Genomic DNA, 24820 nt, shown 5'->3' on the forward strand with positions numbered 1-24820 from the left:
GCCCTCGATGTAGCTCGGACCCGGAGAATGCCGTAGACACCGGCGGATCGGTGATAGATCTCAGCGATCGTGTCCCCGACGACCAGCCTGCGGATTTCCCGGTCGGAGGGTTTCCGGCCGTGGTTGTATGTCTGCGCCCGCTGCGCACTCCGCGACGACCTCCATGCAATCTTGGAATTCGATAACGAGGACATCGCGCTGGACGCCCTCCTTCAAGCGTTGGGCGCAACAAATCGACCTCAGAGCACGGTCATCTTGATGCGAGGCGCGCAGGCCTCGCCTGCGGCCGCGGAGCGGCAGAGATTGGGGTCGTCGAAGCATTCGGCCGAGGCAGGTCGGGTGTGAGATAGTTGCATTCGCGAGATGCCCTTCGTGGTGGCTGGAATGTTCCCTAGACAAGAACTATTCTCACACCATCACAGGGCATTTCGTGTTTACGCCCCAGCCAAGGGCAACCTCACCCTGGCAGGGGTCAGGTCACTCTGGTCCCATGCTCATGGCAGACGACATTCGTCGCTCGGATACCGAACCCCGAACGATGTCCACTACAGTTACGGGCAGTCCGCAAACGCGGCCTCAGAATAGTCATCTCCAGGTCCGAAATCCTCGCGGCAAATCACTTCTCTCTTTAAGCTATGTCGGCTTGGTCGATCCTTTAGTGCAGTTGACTTCTGACATAGTGCAGTTTGTCTTTTGAAACTGACAGCGGTGCAGGCCGAGCGCGCGAAGACGCGACAGACTCGGCACAGTTTTTTTCAGACAGAGAGGTCCGACCATGAAGAGAATTCCGGACGAGGTCAGCGGGTCGGCCGGCCCCGCTATCGAGAACTGGGTGCGCTCGTTCTGGGGCACGACTTCCGAGTCGCCTGATTTACCGCCCCACCACCCCGACTGTCTTGGTTGTGGGCCGCAGAACCCGCACGGCCACGCCCTGTCGGTCCAGCGTGACGAGAACGGCGTGGTGGCTCACCATGTGTTCGATCAACGTCATGTCGGGGCACCCGGGATAGCACACGGCGGCGCGGTGGCGACCGTTCTCGACGATCTGTTCGGCTTCCTGCTCTACACAGTGGGTGAGCTCGCCGTGACGCGGCGTCTCGAGCTCGACTATCTAGCGCCGGTTCTGCTCGGCACTCCCTACGTGTTGCGTGCTGCCGTTCGGTCTCGTGATGGGCGCAAACTGGATCTCACGGCCACGATGGACGATGCGCAGGGCCGCTCGGTCGCCACCGCTACTGCCCTGTTCGTGGTGGTCGAGGTCGAACACTTCATGCAGTCCCAAGCCCGAGCTCAACTCCGGGCCACAGACACGAATCACACCGAAGAATAGACACCCTGGCCGACCTCATCGACGTCCATCACCCGCGGTGGCTGTCGTTCGGCTGCGTCTACCTGGCGCAACGACGGCGAGCACGAGTGCCCCAGCGGCGGTCAGGGCCGCCAACGCCAGTGTCGCCTGACCACTTCCATGTACGAATGCGGCTTTGGCGAACTCGGCCAGCGGCTGGCCAGCTGGTCCTGCGCGGTCGGCGACCTGCAATGCGGCGGCCAGAGAATCGGCCACCGGACCACGGGCTGGCTCGGGTAGCTGGGGCAGAGCCGGCTGGATGTGCTGAACGTAACCGGCCGCGAGCACGCTACCGGCTACCGCAATCCCAATCGCGGCACCGATTTCGCGAGCCGCGTCGTTGACCGCGGCAGCCACCCCGTGCTTGGCCTCTGGAGTGTCCGAGACGATGGCGAAAGTCGCAGGAGCGGTACACAACCCCAAACCCGCGCTCATGATGAGCAGGGGCCACAGCAGGTCAGGGTAAGTCGCAGCGACGGTCAGTCTGCTCACCATCACCAGTCCCGCCGCGATGGTGAGCAGACCTACAGTGGTCATCACCCGCAGCCCAACAATGTTCGACAGCCAGGGTGCAATCACCGAGATCACGATGAGCGGCACGACCATAGGGGTCAACGCCAACGCGGCGGTGAGCGGTCCATAACCGAGAATCAACTGCAGATACTGCACCAACAGCAAGAACACCCCGAAGGTCACCAGAAATTGGATACAGACAGACAGCGCGCCGGCACCGAAACCACGGCGGGCGAACAACCGGACATCGAGTAGCGGTGCCGAGGAACGTAGTTCTACGACGACGAACACCACAACTGCGAACAAGCCCACCGCAGTGCTGATGGCGACGAGCGAATCCGACCAGCCACGGGCCGGAACCTCGATCACAGCGAAGACGATCGCCCCGACTGCCACAACTACGGTCACAGCGCCCACCCAATCGACCGGTGGATGCTCCTGCTGGCGGGACTCCGCGATACTGCATGCCAACCCGGCCAGAACCGCTCCGGCGACGGTCAACCCGACGAACACCGAGGTCCACGACCACTGCTCGAGCAGCACTCCAGCCCCGAGGATGCCCAGGACCGCCCCGGATCCAGCAACCCCGGCCCACACCCCTACAGCGCGACCGCGATGCGCCGGTGGAAATCCCGCGGTCAGTATCGACAGCGTCGAGGGCATGACCAGCGCCGCACCCGCCCCAGCCAACGCGCGAGCAGCGATCAGCCACGCCGGGTCAGCAAGAAACAAGGGCAATGCCGACGCGAAAGCGAACAACGCCAACCCCGCCACGAGCACCCCCCGGCGACCGTAACGATCACCGATCGCACCGGCAGGCAGAACGAAGCACGCCAATACCAACGTATAACCGTCGACTATCCAGGTAAGTTGAGCTTGCGTCGCCCCTGTCGCGACCGCGATCTGTGGCAACGCTGAATACAATGCCGCCATTGCGGCCACCACCAACGCGACCGCCATGCACGACACAATCAACATCCACCACTGGGCGCCGCTCCATCGAGCGACGCCGGCAGAGTCGGATCCACGTTCGTTCATGGCCAGCCTCCCAGTTCGAGACCGGTCGTCTCGGTACGAGACTATTAGTATCATAACTCTGTGGGTGTGACAGAATGGTCATGCGAGGAGATATTTTGTCAGTCAAATGGAGCGGAGCCCGTTCATGGTCGACCCTCTCGTTGCAGCCGAGGGCCCGGCCGATCCCCGGCTGGCGCGCTCACGTAACCGGTTACTCGAAGCTGCCGGTCAGCTGCTGTCCACCGGCGGTGTCGAGGCGGTCACCGTGGAGGCGGTCACCCGCATGTCGAAGGTTGCGCGTGCCACGCTGTACCGACACTTCGGAAGTACCACCGACCTGCTCGCGGCAACCTTCGAGCGACTACTACCCCCAGTCGACACCGATATCGATACCGGTCCGCTACGCGAACGTCTGATTTCGTTGCTCACCACCCAAGCCGACCTCATCGACCAAGCTCCGGTGCAGATGACCACGCTGGCGTGGCTGGCAATGGGACCCGTCAACAGCGGCGACGCCAGTCGGCGCGATCTCGATCCTGGCGCGGTGGTCTCACTTCGGGCACGTGTCATAGAGCAATACCGCAAGTCCCTGGATCAGATCCTGACGGCCCCTGACGCCCGCGATGTGCTCGGCGAGCTCGACACCACCTTCGCCCTCATTCAGCTCCTCGGACCGATAGTGTTCGCTCGCCTTACAGGACTGCGTCACATCCACACCGACGACTGCATCCGCATCGTCGACAACTTTCTCGCCGCCCATGCCACAAGTGTCGGATCGAGCACTTCGCGCGACAATAGTCGTACGTGGCCGGCCACGACGCCAGACCCGCAGTTCAACGAAGGCCAGTAAGGCTTGACGGAAAACCACACCATCACTGCGCTAACCAGTCAGGGATCGCGGCGCTCATCGGATGCAACCTAACGTGGGCATAAGAACTCAGAGTTGCAGGAGACTTCTGAAATCGTGCAGCCGACTTCTGAAACTGACACTCTCATCGCTTGATTCGGCGAGTCTTGTCTCATGACTCGTGTCGGCGATCTATGTAAAGCGGGCGGCGTTCGCGTTACGCTGAGGCATGGCCACGATCGGTTACGCCCGCGTCTCGACCCGAGACCAGAATCCGGACGGCCAGACCGATGCACTCGAAGCGGCAGGCTGCGACAAGATCTTCGTCGAACACGCATCCGGCACCCTGGCGAAAAGGCCGGCGCTGACGGAGGCCCTTGGGTATCTACGCGAGGGCGACTCGCTCGTGGTGACAAAGCTTGACCGGCTCGGCCGATCGGTCCGAAACCTCAAACAAGTCGCGGACGAGCTCCAGCAGCGTGGGGTCGGGTTGAAGGCCCTGTCGCAGGGCATCGACACCACCACTCCGGGTGGCCGTTTGTTCTTCCACATGCTCGCGGCGATCGCGGAGTTCGAGCACGATCTCATCGTGGAACGCACTCACGACGGCCTTGCGGCCGCCCGTGCCCGCGGGCGCAAGGGTGGCCCGAAGTTCAAGATGACGCCGACGAAGATCCGGCAGGCCCGGGCGATGTATGACGAAGGAGGCCACACCGTGCAGGAGATTGCCGACACGTTCGGGGTGTCCCGGCCCACTATCTATCGGCACTTGGCCGAGCACGTCGAGCGGGCCTGACGAGGGATCATGGCGCACCTCAGCGACCGGCAGAAGGCCGAGCTTGTGCGCCAACACCAGGACGGTGTGCCGTGGACGCGTCTTGCGGAGCAATCCGGCGTTGCGGTGCGGACCTTGCAACGGTGGGCAGCTCGGATGGAGACGGGACGGCTCGCGAGAGCAACTCGCAGCGATAAGGGATCGACTCGCACTGCCGCCGAACTTGTCACCGCAATCGAGGCACTTGCTGTGCGCCGGCCCGCGCCGACGATCGCGTATATCCACCGTCGCATCGGTGACATCGCCCGGGACCGCGGATTGCCGACCCCGGGATACACCACGGTCCGCGAGATCGTGCACGCGCTCGACCCGGGCCTGACGGCCCTCGCGGACGGCGGGGACGCGGCGTACCGCGACAAGTTCGAGCTGGTCTACCGCCGCACGACCTCCGCGCCGAATGAGCAGTGGCAGATGGACCACACCCTGCTCGACGTGATGATCCTCAACGACCGGCAGCAACCCGTCCGACCCTGGCTCACAATCGTGCTCGACGACTACTCGCGAGCGATCGCCGGCTACGCGCTCGGCGTCTCAGCACCCACGGCCGAGCATTCCGCACTGGCGATCCATCAAGCGGTCGCTCGGAAACGAAACCCGAAGTGGGTGGTATCCGGGCTCCCGGACGTCCTCTACAGCGATCACGGGTCCGATTTCACCTCGACCAGGATCGAACACGTCTGCCTCGACCTACACGTGCGCCTGATTCACTCCCGGGTCGGCGTTCCGCAGGGGCGCGGCAAGATCGAACGGTTCTACCGCACCATCACGACCGAGCTGCTGCCGCACCTGCCCGGCTTCATCCCGCACGGCACCGGCGGTGCACCCGTCAGCGACCCCACGCTGACCTTGCATCAACTCGATGACGTGCTCGAGCGATTCATCGTCAACGAGTACAACGAACGACCACATTCAGCGACCGGCGCAGCCCCGCATAATCGCTGGCGCAGCGACAGCTTCATCCCTCGAATGCCCGCCCACCCGGAAGACATCGATTCGCTCCTGCTGACTGCCGCGGCAACGCGACGTGTGCAACGCGACGGCATCCGCTTCGCATCGACCCGATACATCTCACCGGTCCTCGCCGCATACGTCGGCGAAGACGTCACGGTGCGGTACGACCCCCGCGACCTGGGCGAAGTGCGAGTGTTCCACGACAACACGTTCTTGTGTCGCGCGATCGCCCCCGAACGCTCCTCCGAGACCGTGTCCTTCACCGACCTGCAGGCGGCGCGCAACACGCAACGCCGCGCCCTGAAACAGCAGCTCCGCGAGCTCACCACTCACGCTCGCTCACTACCTGAAGACACCCGCCACCGCCCCGAGATACCGCCGGTACCGGAGAGCGCACCCGACCGCGCAACGCCGCCCCCGGCCCGACACGGATTGAGGACCTATGCCAATGGCTGAGCCAGACGACGGCAAACCTCGCTCCGTGCTCTTCGAACCAGGCGACGACGGGCGCCGGTTCCTCAGCGGGTACTTCGACGAATTCAAGGAGGCAGCGCCACCGCACGCAGACACGCGGGCGGCGTTCGTGACCACGCGGGAGCATCGCCGGTTCCAGGAGTTCGCAGACACCGTCCGCTCCCACCGTTACATCGGGCTTTGCTACGGGCCACCCGGGATCGGCAAGACGCTCTCTGCTCGCCACTACGCTGGCACCGACGAGTGGGAGCAGTGGCACCCGCTCTCGCGCAGCACCGGTGCCCTGCCGCCCGTGCCCGAAGCGGTTCAACGAAGCAGAACCGCGTTTTTCACCCCTACCGTCGCCGCGACCATCAAGCAGATCGATCAAGGCCTGCCCCGGGCCTGCCAGCACATCTCCTGGGCCATCGACTACGCTCAGCACGGCCACGTCGACCCCTACGTTCACGCCGAATCCCAGCACAGCGGGAACACCGAGCTGCTCATCATCGACGAAGCCGACCGGCTCAAGACCGCAGGCCTCGAACAAGTCCGCGACTTCTATGACCGCCACCGAATGGGCGTCATCCTCATCGGCATGCCCGGCATCGAGAAACGCCTCGCCCGCTACCCCCAGCTCTACAGCCGCATCGGCTTCGCCCACGAATACCGGCCCCTCCGCAGCGACGAACTCACGGCCGTCGTCGCGCAGCGCCTCCCGGACCCCGACCCTGACGACGCAGGTCTCGCGCACACGGCAGCTCTAGCCGCGATCGTCCGCGCGACCAACGGGAACTTTCGCCTCGCCGACCGGCTCGTCACCCAGGTGAATCGCATCCTTGACATCAACAAGCGCACCCACCTCACCCCGGAGGCCGTTGACGCCGCCCAGGGGGCTCTCCTCATCGGGCGCTAAGCGCAGCTGAGACCATGACGTCCGGGCCCTTACATAGACAGAGGCCACCCCGTCCGATTCGATTGGCTGAGTTCACGGAGTGGAAGACTGAGTGCAGCTCGGCATCGAGGGGAAGCCTCCTCGCAACCCACCACAAGAAAGAAGCGTGCATGATCTCGTTGTCCGCCGCCGTCGGCATCGCTCTCATCGAGCTCGGCCTCGCTCTCACCCCCGGGCCGAACATGATGTACCTGGTCTCTCGCAGCATCAGCCAGGGATGGCGTGCCGGAATGATGTCGACGTCCGGCACGGCCGTTGGCTTCGTGGTGTACATGGTGATGGCCAACCTGGGATTGGCGGCAGTGTTCCTCGTCGTGCCGTGGCTGTTCATCGCACTGAAGGTCGCGGGGGCCGTCTACCTTCTCTGGCTCGCCTACAAGACACTTCGCCCGGGCGGGAAGTCGCTGTTCGAGACCAACGATCTTCCGCGTGACTCGTTCGGCAAGCTCTTCCGCATGGGCCTACTGACGAACCTCCTCAATCCGAAGGTCGCGATCCTCTACCTGGCGCTCATCCCGCAGTTCATCGACCCCACCGCAGGCAGCATCGTGGCCCAAGGATTCCAGCTCGGCGCGATCCAGATCCTCGTCGGCGTTGCCGTGAACGGCGCGATCATCATCGCCGCCGGATCAGTCGCCACGTTTCTACAACGCAAGCCGGCCTGGATGCGGTGGCAGAAGTGGGTCACGGGCACACTCCTGGGCGCAATCGGCGTGAAGCTTGCGATTGATGCCCCGGCGCCCGCTGTGGCCCCATAGCGGCCGCCACTTCGCCTGTCGGATGGCGTCTAAGAGCGTCCAGTTCCTGCCGGAACATCCACGTTCGCGCTCTCATCCCGGGACATTTAGCACCGCGAAAAGAACGTCACCTACAACTGCTATCTACAAACTGGGGATATACATGCTTCACAGAAGCGTCGAATACCGATCGGTTTTCGACCAAACTGGGCTCGTGCCTACGCACATGTCCAGTAACCGTTCGAACGCTGCTGGATCCAAACCTCCCAAACAGTCCGTTGCCTGGCCCTCTACCCTTTCACTATGCACCTCCCAGCACCTAGCTTCGCTTGTCCATCCGGAAAGACGAACCGCCTACAAGTACCGACAGTGCTCCCACAGCCCGAAAAGATCAATCCATCTATCCAGTCTCGAACCGATAGATTCCTGAATGACAGCGAGAAGCTACTGTTACCTGATCTCACAGCACTATCCAGCTCCACAGCCCTTTCCCTAAATGTAGGGATCCCTTTGAATACGCCGCTGCTTCAGAAACCCGACCTGGATCAATACGCATTCCTACTCGCAGAAAGAGTAAAGCAAATTTCCGGGAATCAGCTTGCAAGCGTATGGTGCACAAAAAGGAATTCAAAAATATCCACGATTTCAATTGACTCAGCCATCCCTGCGCAATCATCCAACATCGGCCAAACGGCAACACTGATAACTCGCAGGTCGTATACAAAAGAACAATTCAAAAACGAAATCCCGGACGCAATCTCCGGACTGAAACCCATTCAAGATGGGCCTGTCGCGTTGCATATATCTTACGTGACCGGGTTGCCGCGCACTTGGGCAAATCTATGGAAACCAACCATCGATGGGTTGGGCGGATTACTCGGTACACGTAACTCGTCAGAACCGCGGAAGGTAGACGCTGGTCGCATAGTGCAACTTGCCCTACATCACCGATCTGATGGACCGGAGCTGGGACATAGTGTACAAATCACTGTAACGGCGTCTTCGATCATGCCAATCACCCTTTGATGCCATCCCCTCAAATAGCGGCCTCAAATTGCGCGAATTTATCAAAGAATAAGAAACATACAAAAACCAACATTCTTAAAAAATCGAAACCTTATTCTTTCATGGGCCGCACTCTGCGCTTTCGATTGGAGGTACATCCGGGTGGGACCAGAATATCCAGAATCCGTTTCCAGTAACCACAGGGCAGCCCTCTGCGTGGCGCAGACGCTCAGCCATCTCAATGACAATACCCATCGACCTGTCAGAAAGTCCGTCCGCTTGAGCGAGGAGTCTCCGTAAAGGTACTTGGTCGAGACGTTCGATCACTTCCGACGCCGTCGGAAAATCAGGATTAACGGCGGGAAGATAGAAATAGTCTTTGTCGACACCAAAGAAGTCGGCGAGTATCGCCACGATCTCCGGAGACGGATTCGAACGCTTCCCTCGCCGCAACTGCGAAATATACGGATGCGAAATTTGGTGACCTCGGGCATTGAGCGCGTCCGCCAGCTGCACTTGCGTAATCGGGCAGCCGATCCGCGCCGAGTGGTCGAACAACGCATTCAACTGATCACTAAACATTTGGTCCTCACAGCGAAAATTAAGGGACCCGTCTCGGAAAGTAGGGACAACATGGGATCATAGTGGCTCTTCCCAGATGAGGGTGTAGGTCGGCCGGGCGCGTCGGTCCGCAGGTAGACGTCGAGGTCTCCCGACGATGGAGGTTCCTACGCCATCCATCCGAAAGACCTCGACGTGACCGACGCTACCCCGCCGGCCGGCTTCGGCCGCCCTGACCTGACCGCCTTCGCGTCTCATCCCAATCGACCCTGATCGAGTCTGCTGACCCCCTCGACGAGAACGCAGCGACATCACAGCCACCCAACCCCGACCGTCCGGGAAGCCGGGACACGTCACATGGCCTGTGCTGCGGGCGTGTCGAGTGGGTCGTCCAGGGGCGACGCAGGAGCGTCGACGCGACGTGCTGAGAGGTGGTTCCAACCGAGCACTAGGACACCGGCTACAGGCATGGCGATAGGTCAGGAACGGCGTCGCTCCCTACGCAGGAGGGAGCGCAGAGTCTCGGCGTTCGCGTAGCCGACCCGTAGCGCGATCTCGGCGGAGGTGAGGTCCGTGGTTGCTGAGAGGTGCCGAGCTCGTTCGATGCGAAGCCGTTGGACGAAGCCGAGCGGAGTGAGGTTGAGCGCCGCACGGACTCGTCGTTCGAGGGTGCGCCGGCTGGTGCCGAGCGACTGCGCGACGAAGGCGACGTTGAACGGTTCGTCCAGGCGGGCGCGCACGAAGCGTTCGAACTCGACGACGATCGGGTCCTCGTGCCGGAGATGTTCGTAGGCGACGAAGGCCGCCTGCGACGGACGCTCGTCGATGATGAGGAGCTTGGCGACATGTTGGGCCAGATCGGGGCTGATCGATCGCACGAGTGAGAGCGCGAGGTCGATGTGGGCGAACGCGGCGCCGGCGGTGACGAGGTTCCCGTCGACCACGACCATGGTGTCGAGATCGAGGGCGACGGTCGGATAGCGCTTCAGGAACTCCGGCCCCAGGAACCAGCTGGTCGTCGCCCGCCGATGATGCATCCGTCCGGTCTCGGCGACGGCGAACACGCCGGTGCACGCCGCGGCGATCCGGGTGGTCGCGTCGTCGAGGCGCCCGAGCGAGGCGATGACCGAACGAGCATCTCGGCTCTGGAGGGCGTCGTTGGTAGCGGCGGCCGTGAGGGTTCCAAGCGCAGGGACGACGACCACGTCGAACTCTGCGGACTCCGACAGCGGGTGGTCCACCGACAGGGTCATCGATGCCGTCGTGGTCACTCTCCGTTTCGGTCCGAGGATGGCGAGTTCGATCGGGTCGATCCGCGGGTCGACATCGCCGCGGGCTCCGTCGGCCACCCGCACGATGTCGATGATCGACGCGACAGCCGAACCGAAGCAGCCGTCGATCGCGATCAGTCCGATACGCATGGCGCGAACAATAGCAATACTGCCGTATACGCCACTTCTCACATGCCCTTGCTCGTCATACGCTTAACTCGCTTCACCAAGAAACCTCGACACCTAGGAGAACCCCTCATGTCCACACCCGCATCACTTCCGTATGCCTTCGTCGCCAAGATCGTCGCGGCCGATGGACAGCACGACGCGCTCGCCGATCTGCTCGCCGGCGCTGTCGCGCTCGCCAACGAAGAAGTAGGAACGATTGTCTGGTTCGCGGTCAGGACCCACGCCGACACCTTCTGGATCTTCGATGCATTCCCCGACGAGGCCGCTCGCGACGCCCACGCCAACGGCGCCATCGTCGCAGCCCTGATGGCCAACCAGCACCTCCTCGGCGCAGCACCCGAGATCCTGGCGGCCGACGTCCTCGCGTCCAAGCTCCCGTAGTCCGCCAACGCACGAGACGATCGCGCCCCGCCGAGCCGTCGCCAGGTCGCGACGCAACGCCACGCTGCGTTGCCGAGCGGTGCGAGGCCTATCGGCACACGGACAGGATGCCGGCCGCGAGCGCTCAGCCGGCGAGGGTTCCGTCGCAGAGGAGAGCGACGTCGGTGTCGGGCAGAGCCGTGAGGCCAGCGCATCGCGCGACCACCAGAACCGAACCGCCCCTGCCCTGCGTTTCCGCAGGTCAGGGGCTGTTCGCCGGAGCCGCCTGTCGGAATCGAACCGACGACCTAATCACATCGGCTTTGCGTCTATCGCTTGATGCGCCCACTGGGCGAACGAGCCACTGACCTGCGCAAACGCCGAGCGTGGGGGACGCCGCCATCCGGTGGTGACCGACGTCGACCGACCAGTACCGACCGTTTCACCGGAGCTTGCGGCGGCGTCGAAGCCGAGCAAGCTCCATTCCTTTAGCTCACCGCGCCCTCCTCCTCGCCGGTCCCGTCGTCGTCGAAGACGTTTCAGGGGTCTTCTCAGATGACGGTGTAAGTCGGCCGGGCGCGTCGGTCCGCAGATAGACGTCGAGGTCTCCCGACGACGGAGGTTCCTACGCCATCCATCCGAAAGACCTCGACGTGTCCGACGCTACCCCGCCGGCCGGCTTCGGCCGCCCTGACCTGACCGCCTTCGCTCGACTCGACGGCCTCGGTCTGAGCGTGACCGGACAACGACTTGAACCGGATCGTGCGGTCCTCGCGTGCCGCGTGGTGGAACCAGATCAGTGGTGCCGACGGTGCGGCAGCGAAGGCGCTGCTCGTGACACCGTGATCCGGCGGTTGGCCCACGAGCCGCTGGGCTGGCGACCGACCGTGCTGGAAGTTGTAGTGCGCCGCTACCGCTGTGCCGACTGCGGACACGTGTGGCGCCAAGACACCAGCGCCGCGGCGGAGCCACGCGCGAAGCTCTCGCGCACCGGGCTGCGGTGGGCGCTGGAAGGGATCGTGGTCGCACACCTCACCGTCGCCCGTGTCGCCGAGGGACTCGGGCTCGCGTGGGACACCGCCAACAACGCGGTCCTGGCTGAAGGCAAGCGGCTGCTGATCAACGACCCCACGCGGTTCGAGGGCGTGAAGGTCATTGGCGTCGATGAGCACGTCTGGCGCCACACCAGGCGTGGCGACAAGTACGTCACCGTGATCATCGACCTCACCCCGGTCCGCGATGGCGCCGGCCCAGCAAGGCTGCTGGACATGGTCGAGGGCCGGTCGAAGGCGGCGTTCAAGACCTGGCTCGCCGACCGCGACGACGCCTTCCGTGACGCGGTCGAGGTGGTCGCGATGGACGGCTTCACCGGGTTCAAGACCGCCGCTGCAGAGGAGATCCCGGACGCGGTCACGGTGATGGATCCCTTCCACGTCGTGCGCCTGGCCGGTGACGCCCTCGACAGGTGCCGGCGCCGGGTCCAACTCGCGATCCACGGGCACCGTGGGTTCAGGGACGACCCGCTCTACAAGTCGCGGCGCACGCTGCACACCGGCGCGGACCTGCTCACCGACAAGCAGAGCGACAGGCTACGCGCGCTGTTCGTTGATGACGCTCACGTCGAGGTCGAGGCGACCTGGGGTGTCTACCAGCGCATGATCGCCGCCTATCGCCACGAGGACCGGCAACGTGGCCGCGAGCTCATGGAGAAGCTGATCACCGACCTCAGCGCCGGCGTCCCCAAGGTGCTCACCGAGCTCACCACCCTGGGCCGGACCCTGAAGAAGCGAGCCGCTGACGTGCTCGCCTACTTCGAACGACCCGGCACCAGCAACGGGCCGACCGAGGCGCTCAACGGACGGCTCGAACACCTGCGCAGCTCCGCACTCGGGTTCCGCAACCTGACCAACTACATCGCCCGAAGCCTGCTCGAGACCGGCGGCTTCAGACCCCAACTCCTACACCCCCGATTGGGATGAGCCCCCAAACCGGCAGAAATGATCTGAGGCGTTCATGCGAAGACGCCGTCGGCTGATGTCGTGGACGAACGAACCACGTGCGTGGATCAACGGCAACCATCGCTCTACAGAACGTCGATGCCGGTCAGAACGAGCACCTTCTCCTCAGTGAGATCTTCCATTGCCGAAAGGACTCCCTCTTTGCCTGTCCCAGAGTCCTTCACGCCCCCGTACGGCATCTGATCGGCGCGGTAGCTCGGGACATCACCGACGATGACTCCACCGACGTTCAGAACACGTGAGGCGCGAAAAGCGGTCTGCAGGTTTGAGGTGAAAACCCCTGCCTGCAAACCGAACCGAGACTCATTGACCTTCTCGAACGCATCCTCGTCCGAGGAGACCTTGCAGAGCGCCACGACAGGTCCGAAGACTTCGTCGTCGAGTACCCGCGCGCCGCGGGGCGCGTCCTCGATCACGGTGGGCTCGACAACGGCCCCCACTCGTCCGCCACCGGCGAGAACGGTCGCACCGCCTGCCACCGCCTCGTCGATCCACTGCTCCACACGCACGGCAGCACGCTCGTCGATCAGTGGACCGACATCGGTAGCGTCGTCGTCGGGTGCACCGGTGGACAACATGCCGATCCAGGACAGTATCCGTTGCCGCATGCTCTCGTAGTGCTTGTCGTGCAAGAATACTCGCTGCACCGCGATGCAGGACTGACCAGCTTGGTACATCGAGAACCGCGCAATTCGTTCGGCCGCGAAGTCCTGTCCGGCTTCATCGGACCAGTCTTCACACACCACGACGGCGGCGTTTCCTCCCAATTCGAGCGTGACGTGTTTTCGCGGCACCCGATCGCGGATGGCCCACCCCACAGGAACCGAACCGGTGAATGAGACCACCGGCAGACGCGGATCCTGGACCATCTCCGAAGCCTTTTCGTTCGAGACCGTCAACACGGACCACGCGCCTTCTGGCAGTGACGTTTCCGCCAGCAGCTCACCGAGCACCAGACTCGACAGCGGTGTCGCTGGCGCAGGCTTGACGATGATCGGCGCACCGACGGCGAGCGCCGGCGCAACTTTGTGGGCGACCAAGTTGAGCGGAAAGTTGAACGGGGCGATCCCGAGGATGGGGCCGCGCGGGACCCGGTGAACCAGAGCCAAACGACCGTCCGAGCCTGCATCGGTATCGAGTCGTTGCATGTGTCCACTCCAGCGCCTGGCCTCCTCGGCTGCCCACCGGAAGGTGGTAGCGGCGCGGGTAACCTCGACACGCGCCCACTTGATTGGCTTGCCGGATTCGGCTGAGATGAGCTGGGCAATCTCCTCGTGGCGGTCGTTCAGACGCGTTGATATGTGTATAAGAGCGTCTGCGCGGATATGCACGGGTGTACTCGCGAATTCGGTGGCCACCGCCGAGGCAGCTGCGATCGCGGACTCGATGTGCACCGGATCCGCCTCGGACACAGTTGCGACAATCCGACCGTCGAATGAATTGCGGATCTCGATACGGCTATCGGTCGTCGTCGCCTCGCCGGCGATCAGGAATGGAAAGTGTTTAATGCTCATCGGTATTCCTCTTCGAAGTGTACAAACAACTGCTCGCCGACCCCCTTGTTGCGGTGGCCGGCGAGCGCGTTGATGTACTGGACAGGTCAGACGGATGCAGCGGTGGCTGCGTTCTTCTGGAGAATCTCGAGCGCTTGGATGAGGTAGGTGCGGAAGACTGCGTGGTTCTCGCTCATCGGGAAGTGACCGATGTCTTTCATCTCGATGAACTGCGCGTTCTTGATTTGCGCGGCCGTTCGGGCGCTGTCTTCCGGCGTGGTCAGGTAGTCGTAGTCGCCGGTCAACATCACGACGGGGCAGCGATCGCCGTCGATCTGATCGAGCTTGTCGCGCAGATCGTGATCGACCGAGTAGAAGTGCAGGTCGCCCTTGAACGCTTCGGATCCCTGGGTGTAATAGAACCAGGTCTTCCAGCGATCTGCCTCCGGTGACTGGGGAGCCATGAGATCCCACGTGCCGCTGGCGCACACCTGCGCTGCGTTCGCGTGCGGGTGCTGCCACCAGTCGAGGTAGAAGCCAGGCGAGTAGTCGGCACCTTCGACAGGGATGACGCCGGCGAAGCGATCCGGATTGCGCAGCGCAAGCTGCAGGGCGATGTTGCCGCCGAACGAGGATCCCATGAAGATCGGATTCTCGAGTTCGAGCGCATCAACGAGTGCAACGATGAAATTGGCGTAGTGGTCAGCCGAGAGTTTGTATTCCTCGGTCCACCACTCGGTGTTCTCCGGCGGATCGGACTTTCCATGTCGAGGTAGGTCGTAGGCGATGACGCGATAATTCGCGGTGATCTCTTCGTCTTCCAGCAGCCCGCGCCACTGATGGTTGTGAGCCCCGGCGGTGTGCTGGCACACCAAGGGCTGACCGGTGCCGTTCTCCAGGTAGAAGACCTTGTACAGCAGGCCGTCGACGTCGACGTCGACGTAGTGTCCCGTCACCGGGGAAATCTTGCTCATCTCGAGGGTTCCTTCGTTGGGGGGAGATTTTGAACTGGTTTGGGTGGCGCTGGTGAATCAGACCGGCACACCGACAGTGCGGAGCAGTTCGATCTGGCGTGTCACGCACCGCAAGTTCTGCATGAGAACCAGCACGTCGCCTTCGAGCTTCATGTCCCGTTGGAATGAGGCAGCCCAGATCCCGTGGTACATCGGCGCGGGTACGGGCACGCCGAACCCCTGCCAGGTCTTGGCACTGGCCCGGATGGCGAACTGGTACGGGCGGTCGAGGGGGCCGGGATCGACCGTGATGGCGTGTACTTTGCCGGTCGTCATCTCGACGACGAAGGTATGTGTGCCCATGTCCAAGAGGTACGAACAAGTGAAGTACTTGCCGTGCGCCTGGATTTCGGGATCCTGATCCGAGGCCTGCTCGAACGCATCGGCCCACTGCTGGGGGGTCTGAGTGATGGTGGCAGTCATTGTTTTCCTTCGTCGACTTGTGTGCCGGATTATTTCTGGAACGGGGATGATCGAAGGGTGATTGCTAGTGCTTCACCGTCGCGAACATGACACCCATCACACCGACAATCGACGGGTACGTCCAATACCAATGACCCTTCCGATCGATAGGAAACAACTATTGGTGTGCATCTACCTGGCCGAATAGCATCGGCGATGTGCGCTTACCCCTGGAGTTGAGGCCGCTGTCGTACTTCGTGGCGGTGGCGGAGGAACTGCACTTCGGCCGTGCGGCTGCACGGCTCCATATCGCCCAACCATCTCTGAGTGTTCAGATTCGAAAGCTTGAGCACTCTCTGGGGACAGCGCTGTTCATTCGTGACAGCCGTCATGTGGCCCTGACGCCGGCAGGGGTGAGGCTCTTGGAAGGAAGCCGTCAGCTACTCTCGGATGCCGAGCGCATTGCGTCGCTCACCCGGCAAGTCGGCCGCAGTGCGCGCAGCAATCTCGTTATCGGATTCCAGGCGAATGCTGCCGCTGAGCTGACCCCGGACATCCTGTCGGCATTTCGCTCGATGCACCCGGATGTCGAGGTGGAAATGCAATCGTTCGACTTCTCCGACCCCTACGTCGGACTAGGCGACGGCACGGTGGACGTAGCGTTCATCAGGCCGCCCGTCGTCGTTGCGGACTGGCTCGCGCTCGACACCCTTTTCATCGAACCGCGAGTGCTGGTCGTTAGCTCGGACTCCCCTCTTGCGCAACATGATTCGATCAGTGTCGAGGATCTCACAGGTCAGCCATTCGTTGCTCGTCGCAGTACCGACGAGTGGCGTGACTTCTGGCTCGCACTGAGCTCTCGCGATGGGCATGACGTTCGGCTCGGAGCCGAGGTTTCAACGGTCGACGAGTGTTTCGAAGCGATCTTGTCGAAGAAGGGCGTCGCGTTCTCGCAAGCATCGACGCAGCGGTTCTATTCTCGGCCAGGACTAGCGTTCGTTCCTGTCACCGGCATACCACCAACGCCGTTATCTATCGGTTGGCGATCAGACGTCGATTCTCTATTGACTCGCGACTTCGTAGAGGCTGCTCGCAGCGTTGCTACAGCCCGCCCTGTGCCGAATTCATGGATGCCCGCGGTCGAAGGTGTGACCTCCTTGCTCGACCGTTTTCCGGCCAAGCTCACTTCGTAACGTCTCGCCGCGCACTTGAGGATCAGGCTAGCCGGTCCTGGCAGTGAGCGCAGTCTGATCGCCGTGCGCACCTGGCAGCGACTTCCGCTACTACTAAATATTGGCGACGGCAGGATGAATCATCCGTTTTGTCGATGGTCAAAACGCACACCCAGGCCCACAGTGAATCGCATGTAAGTGTTTGTAGTGGCCGGCCCGGGGCTGGCTGACAGGATAGGTGTCGTCGCTACAACGCCGTGTGACTCATGAATCGCTTTGCTCCTTTCGGATGCACTGGCCGGGGTTTGTCCACTCTATTGTGGCGGCGACGCCGGTCCGGTCTTGCTTCGGTGGCTTAATCAGAAGCCTGCCCGACCTCGTTGCCGCGAGGTCGTGGCCCGTTACAGGCCTGCCTCGAAGTGCTCTTTCCGGGCCGACGCCGACAACGACGTCGCCCATCGGAAAGGACATCCGTCGCTATGCCTATCGTCGCAGATAACTACGAGATCGTCATCGGGGTAGATACCCACGCCGCGGCCCATGCGCTGTGTGTCGTGGCCGCCGCAACCGGTGCGGTACAGGACAAAGCAAGTTTTCCGGCAAGCCCGGCGGGTCTTGATCGGGCCCGCACGTGGATTGCACACAGGGCAGGTCAACAAGCCGCCCTCGTCGTCATCGAAGGCATCGGCTCCTACGGCGCCGGACTCTCCGACCGCGTTCTTGCGGCGGGATTCCCGGTAGCCGAACCCTCCGTGATGGGTTCGGCGGATCGGAGAGGAGTCGGTAAGACCGACGATCTCGACGCCGCTCGTATCGCCCGGTCAGTTCTGTCCGTCGACATCGATCGACTGCGCCGACCACGTGCGGACGGATCGCGAGTGGCGATGCGCGTTCTCGTGGTCGCGCGCGAGCAGATGACGTGCGAACGGACGCGCGCGGTCAATGCGTTGACAGCTTTGGTTCGCACCGTCGAACTTGGTGTGGATGCACGAAAATCGTTGGCATACAGTCAGATAAAGGAGATCGCCTGTTCAGCCGATAGACAAGGCGTCGCTTAATAGCCGAAAATCCAAGTTCGCCATTCGTTCGCCATGACAGGAGTGACAACCTTGCCCTTCTGGTCATCGAAACCCGGCAAACCGCCGCAACTAGGATCTGCAACTTCGCTTCCGCAAGTGCAACCCCCGACACCATCGCTGGCGTCGACCCGACCTTGGTACGACGGCTGGGGCACCCGCAGGAAGGTGCTCGCCAGCTTGTTCACGGCGCTGGCGCTGTTTGGCTCCGGACTCGCCTCCGGATGGTGGCTGCAGAACGAACTGGTAGCTCGCCAGGAATCGAGTACCGCTGCCCGTCCCGACGACGGCACCCTCGACGATTTTGCTGCCGATATCGCATCGGGTGCCATGCCTGACCTGCGCAGTCTCGGCTCCGACGCATCGAAGCAAATCCTCGCTGACAGCGGAATCCCGGTCGACCGTGTCGAGGTGACCACCCGCGCGGCCGCCGGACGTCCGGGCATCGTCATCGAGCAGACACCACCGTTCGGCAGTTCCGATACGGCGAAGGTGACGCTGGTTGTTTCGACGTCGGCCCAGGTGCCCGTCATCGAGAACCGCTCGGCTACGGAGGTGATCTCGGAACTGCAGGAACTCGGTGCGCAGGTGATCGTGAAGAGCCGCTACCAACCGGACGCGGTCCGAGACGGTGCGCTCGACGTGGATCCACCAGTCGGTGCACCGATTCCCGACGCGGTTACCCTCACTGTCGCTCAGTCCCCCGGATCCGCCTACCCTTCGAAGCTCGACGCCATGGAGAGCGGGTGCGGTACCGGGTCGGAGTCGATGGACGGCAAGAAATATGAGAACTCGGTGACCTGCACCGCGAACAAACCTGGCACTGCCAAGCCGCGCAAGTCGGTGTGGAATCTGGCCCACGCGGTCGACGAGATGCGCGCCACGGTCGGGGTTCCCACCGATTCCATGCCCGGCACCAGGGTCCGCGTCGAGGTGTTCGCAGACGGCACACCGGTCGCGGCCGTCGACGCTGGCTACGGCCAGCCCGCAGACCTCTACGCACGTGTCTCGGGGGCACTGCAACTAACCGTCGTCGCGACCGCGCTCACCGACAGCGGATCGTCGAGAGACACCGAAGCCGTCCTCGCCGACCCGACCATTCTCGGCAGCCAGCAGGCCATCGTAGATCTCACCGAGGACAACTGATGGCCAACTGGTGGCCGAGACTCGGTGCATTGCTCGTGATCCTCGTGTCGGCTTGCCTGCTGCCCGTTTCGTCTGCGGCACAGACACCGACCACTCCACCCACCCGTGCGGTGTCCGCCGCACCGGCGGCCCTGCTTATGGTCATGGACTTGTCCGGTTCGATGAACGACAACGACGCGAACGGCAAGAACAAGCTGACCGGCGCTAAGCAGAGCCTGAGCAGGATCGTCGGGGACACGGCTTCCTCGAGCACACCGCTGGGCCTCTGGACGTACCCGACAGCCGGCAGCAACTGCGATCCCGGGTCATTTCTTGCCGGCGCAGACGGAGGTGTGCGCAAGGACACCGACACGCTGATGGCCCAGGTGTCCGGTCTGAAAGCGGACGGCGGGACACCGACAGGTCCGGCTCTTCGTGCGTCGGTCGATTCGCTGAAGGCCAACGGCATCACCACTGCCACCGTGGTCCTCATCTCGGACGGCGAAAGCAACTGTGGCCAGGCTCCGTGCGACACGGCGAAACAGATCGTCGCCGAAGGGTTCGACGTCACAGTCGAGGCGCTGGGCTTCCAGCTGTCGGGACAAGGTCGCACCGAACTCGAATGCATCGCATCCACCACAGGTGGCCGCTACAGCGACATCGCAGACGTGGACGAAATGCAGAAGAGGCTCAAGGAACTGATGATTCCCGAGTTGGCGTTGACGATCTCGGCTCCCGATACCGTAGCGGGCGGCGCCGACGTCACACTGACAGCGAACGTCACCAACTCGTCGGCACGAGCCGTCAACGACGTGCGACTGTCCCTCTCGTTTCGCGCGGACACCGACCAGGCTCTCTTCCCTGTCGTCATCCCGCCCGTCGCGCGACTCGGCAACATCCCCGCAGGGCACAGTGCAAACTTCGAGTGGAAGCTGCGACCCGCGGACTCGAATGCAACCCAGGACCGAACCGCGAACTACCGGGTCATCGCTACCGCCGCCCGACCCGCCGCCGCAGCCATGGCAGAGGGCACCATCAAGATCGACCTTCGCTCCGTGGCGGGCGGGGTAGTCAAGGCACTCCTCGACAATGGCTCCACGGTCGCGGTATTCGGCGACTCCTACGCCGCCGGCGAGGGCGCCGGCCGATACCTTCCCGGCAACAGTCGTGTGGACGAATGGTGCCATCGGTCCCAATCCACCCATGTGACACAGCTTTTCGGGATCGAGCACACCAAAAACTACGCGTGCTCCGGTGCAGTTCAAACGAACCTGTTCGGACCTCAGCCTGGCCGGGTCACATACGACTCCCAGGTCGCCCAGATGGACGACGGACCCACCGTCGATGCAGCCTTTCTCAGTATCGGGGGCAACGATATCGGATTCGCCGACATCGTCACCGGCTGCTTGTACCCGAACTACGATGCCAGGCTGGACACCCTCGACGGTGTCCACCTCAAGGAGACCATTTCCACCTGCGGATACGCGGATGCGAACGCTCAAGGACTGGTCGACAACGATGCAGTCAGGCAGCGCACCGTACGCCAGAAACTCGACGACCTGAGCACACAACTGCCCGGCACCTACCGGAAGGTGTACGACGCCCTGAACACCAAGGCGGAACTCGACCAACGCGACGGTAGTGAAGCTCCGCTGCTCGTGCTCGGCTATCCGCTGCCGTTCCCCGACACCGTCGGCGTCACGTGCGGCGAGTTCTCCGCCAGGGAGGTTGCGTATGCCAACAAGGTTGTCCGAGAACTCAACAGAGTCCTGGCGCGGTCGGTGAGCGCCGCACAGAATGACGCCCGCCAGATCTACTGGATCGACACCGTCGAGCGGTCGATGCAACCGGTGAACACACTGTGCGACGGCTCCGCGTCAGGAATCAACGGCGCCACCTTCGGCCAGGGCGCCGGCCTCGCAGCCCAGCAGTTCGTGGGCCTGAATGCGAACAAGCAAGAACTCGTCCACCCTAACGAACTGGGCTACAGCCGGATAGCGGGCGCGATCGCGCAGTGGTCGACCAGCTCTTATGCAGCTCCACATGAAGCTCCATCGTCCGCCAGGCACCACTAACCGCGGAATTCACCACCGGAGTCGAGTGCGCACTGCACGCCGTCCCGAACGTGCAAGCCACCGAACCCGCCCGCTGTATCCAGACCATGAACACTGTGGTCCCGGCCGGCACCTACTACGAAGCCGAGATTCGAAGCATCCCACGCACCCTGGCGACAGGATTCACGACGCAAGACGGCCCACTCGATCTCCACGTCGTCATCCCCCCGGACCTCGACTTCGGCACACACACGATAATCGTCAGGACGGTAAATCCATCGGGGAACGAAGCAGTCACCGCGTATCAGATCACAGTGAAGGCACCAATACCGCTGTGGTGGTGGGTAACGGCGGGCACCGCCGCGGTCTCACTGCTACTGGCAGTTTGGTTCACCGTCCACTCGCGGACGTTCCGCGGCAAGTCTTTGCGAACTCCGGCGAGTACCTGACAGCATGAAATAGATCGAGCGCCACACACAAGTGAACCGGTCCCGGGGAGTCGGACCTGAATTCTCAGTCCAACTTCCGTGGAGCAGCTCACTGCTGCGGGACTACTTCCCCAAGGGCACCGACCTGAGAGTGCATTCGCCGCAGCATCTCCTGGCGGTCGAGAGCGAACTCAATCGCCGACCCCGCCGAGTTATCCAAGACTGCACTCCCACAGAACTATTCGAGTCACTGCTAACCTCAAGCCACGTCAACTGTTGCAACGATGGCTAGAACCCGCCCCGTCGTTTCTGGACTACTTTTCAACCGTCGTTAACAACTGGTACCAAGTCGCAGGATTCAACACCGAGTTGCCGAAACACGACTGCGGGCGCGTGTCCGACATCCTCGAGATGTTCCGGATCATCACCTACGGCATCGACCACCACTCAAAGAACCGGACGCCCGTCGAGGACAAGCTGGCGTTCGAACTCGAGTTCCAGGGCTTCAATCACAACGACCCGCAGGAAAATCACATGGCGAGCTACGTCGACTTCCTACTGGAGTCCTGGCTGCACCTACGTGCGGGTGAGGAACGTCTGCGCGCAGAATCGGTAGTGGACGCTCTGGGGAAGTATCCGCGGCCGATCACCCTGTCCAACTTCGTCGCCTTCGACGTGGTTGGGTGCTGACAGAACTCCCTACCTGCTGTATAGATCCAATAGGTTTTTACTGTGATTATTGCTTTATATGGTCGTAAATGCGACCATATAATCTATGGATGAGATGACGGTGCACGATGCGGCAGCCGCACTTGCGGTGACCGAACGTCAGGTCACCAGATTGGCGCGCGCCGGCACCATCACCATCACCCGCGAGGTCGGCAAATCCCTCCTACTCAGCAGCGCATCCGTGCATCGCATCGCTCAGACCACTCGCCGCCGCGGCCGCCCGTGGAACCCGGACGTCGCATGGGCTGCGCTGGCACTGCTCTCTCACCGCACAGTCGACTGGATCTCACCGCCAGAACAGATCACCCGACTCAAACATCGTTTACGTCGGTCCAACGCGGACGAGGTGGCGTACCTCGCCAGGAACCGCGCCACCACACACCACATGGATACATGGGACGGAGATGCAGACGCCCTGATCAGGGACGGCCACCTCGCTGCCACCGGAGTCAGTGCCATCATTCACGTACCGGAAAGGGCTGCCCGATTCGGACTGTCCTCGACCCTGGGTGACAAAGCCGACGGGTACATCGTCGATGACGCTTTCGAGGACATCGTCGAACAGTTCGGGATGCTGTCTCCTGACGGAGACGTCACCCTGCGGGTCGTCACCGCTCTGAACCCGTTCTTCGACACGACAACACTGCCGATCGCGGCCGTGGCCGTTGACCTGATGGAATCCCTCGACACTCGTGAGCGCAGCGCCGGCACTCGCGTCCTACAGGAGCTGCTCGATGACTTCCGCTGACAGGCCACAGCGGCCCGACCGAACCGCGTTTCCGAAGCCGGAGCAGGCTGCCTCTGAGCGTCCCGAATGGACGGTGACGGCTCCTGCCGGTGGGCAACACCGTGGCCGCAAGCTGCAGAACTCGCCCACACCATCCCTTCCGAACAATGGACCCTGGTCGGAGGGCTGATGGTGCAGCTGCATGCAGCTCGAGCCGGGGTGCCACTCAACCGGCCGACTGTCGACGTCGATATCGTGCGGCACATCGAAAGCGGCGCGGCCATCTTCAACGAGATCAAGAAGCAGCTAGAAGATCTCGGCTACGAGCTCGTCATGCCACTCACAGATGACCCGATTCGCCGGTTCACCCGCGGGCCTGAGAAATCGAAGCAGATTGTCGACGTGATGGTCGCCGACCCCTTGTCACCCCGACATGCGCCAAGGTTCTAGGAGCGCCCGGAGTCCCCATACCACCAACCACGGGACACAACATACGCGAACATTTCATCAATAGAGACACAATATGTTGTGCCAAAACCGCTTCTTTGGCGATTTATGTCGGCACCATGACCTATACTCACAAATGCAGAAATGCCCGCTCCTGGGCATTGGCGCAGGGAGCGGGCTGGTACTTCTGTGGTGGAAGCCAACCTATAACTCTCTGTATCCGTCCGTCAAAAGGGCGCGTGTTCAGTCCTCGCGATTCCCTTGTCTGCGAAGGGAAGAGGAACGCGCAGAGATTTTAAGGAGGAAGCCATGGCTTCCAAACCGCTCAAGCCTGGCACACCGGCGCCCCGCTCCGGTCAGGTAGAGATCGTCGGCCCCCGTGGTGGTCGCACTGGAGACGAGCGAACGACCGTCCGAGGAAAACCGTTACCTCCGACGCCGAAGCCCGGCCAGGGTTACATCTTGGTCGATCCGACCAAGAACGGAGCAGGGCGCAAGTAAGCCGGCCCTGTAAAAAAACTCCCCGTGCATCATCAGATGTACGGGGAGTTTTACAACCGAGCGCGAAAATTTCGGAAATGGCCAGATCGACCATCCTGCATTATCACTGATTTCGTTCTTACAGCATCAATAGGGATGCGATGGACTGAGAGCGCCGGCCACTGAGGAAAGTGAACACACGGACTAGCTGTTGTGGGTATGGACGTTGCTGACGAGGGATTGAAGTAGACGGGCTGGTCCTCGGCGTAAGAATGGGAGTTGCGACACAACCGTTCTCGACCAAGAAGGACCAGCCCTGTGACACACCGTAATGCTCCACTCACCGTGGAGGGAAGACGACGCCTGATCGAGCGCTGCCAGAGTCGTCCGATCGCCCACGTCGCCGCCGAAATGGGTATCTCACGACAATGCGCCTCCACGTGGGTCAACCGTCACCGCAAATATGGTGACCTGGGACTACAGGACCGCTCCAGCGCACCGAAACACCAACCCACCGCCACAGCCGCGGAGGTCGTGGCCGACATCGAGTCGATGCGACGAACCCGGAAATGGTCCGCCTCACGAATCACGTTCGAACTCCGAATGGATGGAAC

At 62.3% G+C, this 24820-nt stretch carries 23 protein-coding genes; 17 read left to right on the forward strand and 6 right to left on the reverse strand.

Translation table 11 applies throughout. From position 1 onward, the window contains the following. Window positions 1–775 precede the first annotated feature (775 nt). Window positions 776–1330: a PaaI family thioesterase gene (locus ABTX60_RS38600; protein ID WP_351645593.1), complete on the forward strand. Its 555-nt coding sequence runs from the start codon at window positions 776–778 to the stop codon at window positions 1328–1330. 15 nt (window positions 1331–1345) lie between these two features. Here ABTX60_RS38600 and ABTX60_RS38605 read toward each other — a convergent pair whose 3' ends face one another. Then, complete coding sequence (locus ABTX60_RS38605) at window positions 1346–2899, reverse strand: MFS transporter (RefSeq protein ID WP_054827582.1); 1554 nt, start codon at window positions 2897–2899, stop codon at window positions 1346–1348. 124 nt (window positions 2900–3023) lie between these two features. Here ABTX60_RS38605 and ABTX60_RS38610 point away from each other — a divergent pair, with 124 nt between their 5' ends. The 5 genes from ABTX60_RS38610 to ABTX60_RS38630 all read left to right on the forward strand — a co-directional run bounded on the left by ABTX60_RS38610 (window position 3024) and on the right by ABTX60_RS38630 (window position 7677). Beyond that, window positions 3024–3728 carry a TetR/AcrR family transcriptional regulator gene (locus ABTX60_RS38610; RefSeq protein WP_054827583.1) on the forward strand — a complete coding sequence of 235 codons (705 nt, stop codon included), beginning with the start codon at window positions 3024–3026 and terminating at the stop codon, window positions 3726–3728. 226 nt (window positions 3729–3954) lie between these two features. Continuing rightward, complete coding sequence (locus ABTX60_RS38615; protein ID WP_030537383.1) at window positions 3955–4521, forward strand: recombinase family protein; 567 nt, start codon at window positions 3955–3957, stop codon at window positions 4519–4521. 9 nt (window positions 4522–4530) lie between these two features. Further along, complete coding sequence (locus tag ABTX60_RS38620) at window positions 4531–5967, forward strand: TnsB C-terminal domain-containing protein (RefSeq protein ID WP_030537384.1); 1437 nt, start codon at window positions 4531–4533, stop codon at window positions 5965–5967. A 25-nt stretch (window positions 5968–5992) separates the two neighbouring features. After that, window positions 5993–6880: an AAA family ATPase gene (locus tag ABTX60_RS38625; protein ID WP_352101578.1), complete on the forward strand. Its 888-nt coding sequence runs from the start codon at window positions 5993–5995 to the stop codon at window positions 6878–6880. Between the two features lie 149 nt (window positions 6881–7029). Continuing rightward, window positions 7030–7677 (forward strand): LysE family translocator, encoded by a 648-nt coding sequence (locus ABTX60_RS38630; protein ID WP_351643318.1) that lies wholly within the window; start codon window positions 7030–7032, stop codon window positions 7675–7677. Between the two features lie 1104 nt (window positions 7678–8781). Here the strand turns inward: ABTX60_RS38630 and ABTX60_RS38635 are convergent. Then, window positions 8782–9243, reverse strand: coding sequence for a helix-turn-helix domain-containing protein (locus ABTX60_RS38635; RefSeq protein ID WP_050794073.1), 462 nt, complete (start codon window positions 9241–9243; stop codon window positions 8782–8784). A 458-nt stretch (window positions 9244–9701) separates the two neighbouring features. Beyond that, window positions 9702–10643 (reverse strand): GlxA family transcriptional regulator, encoded by a 942-nt coding sequence (locus ABTX60_RS38640; RefSeq protein ID WP_351944547.1) that lies wholly within the window; start codon window positions 10641–10643, stop codon window positions 9702–9704. A 108-nt stretch (window positions 10644–10751) separates the two neighbouring features. Here ABTX60_RS38640 and ABTX60_RS38645 point away from each other — a divergent pair, with 108 nt between their 5' ends. Together ABTX60_RS38645 and ABTX60_RS38650 are read left to right on the forward strand one after the other, a co-directional pair. Then, window positions 10752–11063, forward strand: coding sequence for a putative quinol monooxygenase (locus ABTX60_RS38645; protein WP_003941073.1), 312 nt, complete (start codon window positions 10752–10754; stop codon window positions 11061–11063). 632 nt (window positions 11064–11695) lie between these two features. Continuing rightward, entirely contained in the window at window positions 11696–13021 is a 1326-nt protein-coding gene (locus ABTX60_RS38650; protein ID WP_003941077.1) for an ISL3-like element ISPfr2 family transposase, read from the forward strand. A gap of 104 nt (window positions 13022–13125) precedes the next feature. Here ABTX60_RS38650 and ABTX60_RS38655 read toward each other — a convergent pair whose 3' ends face one another. The 3 genes from ABTX60_RS38655 to ABTX60_RS38665 form a co-directional block, all read right to left on the reverse strand. Continuing rightward, a complete protein-coding gene (locus tag ABTX60_RS38655; protein WP_003941841.1) occupies window positions 13126–14574 on the reverse strand; it encodes an aldehyde dehydrogenase family protein in 1449 nt (482 codons plus the stop codon). A gap of 86 nt (window positions 14575–14660) precedes the next feature. After that, window positions 14661–15527: an alpha/beta fold hydrolase gene (locus tag ABTX60_RS38660; protein ID WP_003941838.1), complete on the reverse strand. Its 867-nt coding sequence runs from the start codon at window positions 15525–15527 to the stop codon at window positions 14661–14663. Window positions 15528–15584: 57 nt separating this feature from the next. Further along, a complete protein-coding gene (locus tag ABTX60_RS38665; protein WP_003941837.1) occupies window positions 15585–15989 on the reverse strand; it encodes a hypothetical protein in 405 nt (134 codons plus the stop codon). A 197-nt stretch (window positions 15990–16186) separates the two neighbouring features. Between ABTX60_RS38665 and ABTX60_RS38670 the strand changes: the two genes are divergently transcribed. From ABTX60_RS38670 to ABTX60_RS38710, 9 genes are all read left to right on the forward strand, one after another. Continuing rightward, window positions 16187–17161, forward strand: a complete 975-nt coding sequence (locus ABTX60_RS38670; protein WP_042926698.1) for a LysR family transcriptional regulator — start codon at window positions 16187–16189, stop codon at window positions 17159–17161. Window positions 17162–17619: 458 nt separating this feature from the next. Beyond that, entirely contained in the window at window positions 17620–18198 is a 579-nt protein-coding gene (locus ABTX60_RS38675; protein ID WP_003941835.1) for an IS110 family transposase, read from the forward strand. A 198-nt stretch (window positions 18199–18396) separates the two neighbouring features. Beyond that, on the forward strand, window positions 18397–19362 hold the full coding sequence (locus ABTX60_RS38680) for a PASTA domain-containing protein (protein ID WP_003941836.1): 966 nt from the start codon (window positions 18397–18399) through the stop codon (window positions 19360–19362). Beyond that, complete coding sequence (locus tag ABTX60_RS38685; protein WP_003941839.1) at window positions 19362–21416, forward strand: VWA domain-containing protein; 2055 nt, start codon at window positions 19362–19364, stop codon at window positions 21414–21416. Before ABTX60_RS38680 ends, ABTX60_RS38685 begins: the two co-directional genes overlap by 1 nt. A gap of 86 nt (window positions 21417–21502) precedes the next feature. Continuing rightward, window positions 21503–21844, forward strand: coding sequence for a hypothetical protein (locus ABTX60_RS38690; RefSeq protein WP_003941834.1), 342 nt, complete (start codon window positions 21503–21505; stop codon window positions 21842–21844). Window positions 21845–21922: 78 nt separating this feature from the next. Next, entirely contained in the window at window positions 21923–22513 is a 591-nt protein-coding gene (locus ABTX60_RS38695) for a YfbU family protein (RefSeq protein WP_256670339.1), read from the forward strand. 85 nt (window positions 22514–22598) lie between these two features. After that, window positions 22599–23300 carry a hypothetical protein gene (locus tag ABTX60_RS38700; RefSeq protein WP_037132739.1) on the forward strand — a complete coding sequence of 234 codons (702 nt, stop codon included), beginning with the start codon at window positions 22599–22601 and terminating at the stop codon, window positions 23298–23300. A gap of 66 nt (window positions 23301–23366) precedes the next feature. Next, window positions 23367–23729 (forward strand): hypothetical protein, encoded by a 363-nt coding sequence (locus ABTX60_RS38705; RefSeq protein WP_003946276.1) that lies wholly within the window; start codon window positions 23367–23369, stop codon window positions 23727–23729. A 795-nt stretch (window positions 23730–24524) separates the two neighbouring features. Then, window positions 24525–24820 (forward strand): leucine zipper domain-containing protein (locus ABTX60_RS38710; RefSeq protein WP_352101579.1); only part of this gene is annotated, 296 nt, incomplete at its 3' end.

The organism is Streptomyces sp. NPDC126510 (assembly GCF_040302345.1).
GTDB lineage: Bacteria > Actinomycetota > Actinomycetes > Streptomycetales > Streptomycetaceae > Streptomyces.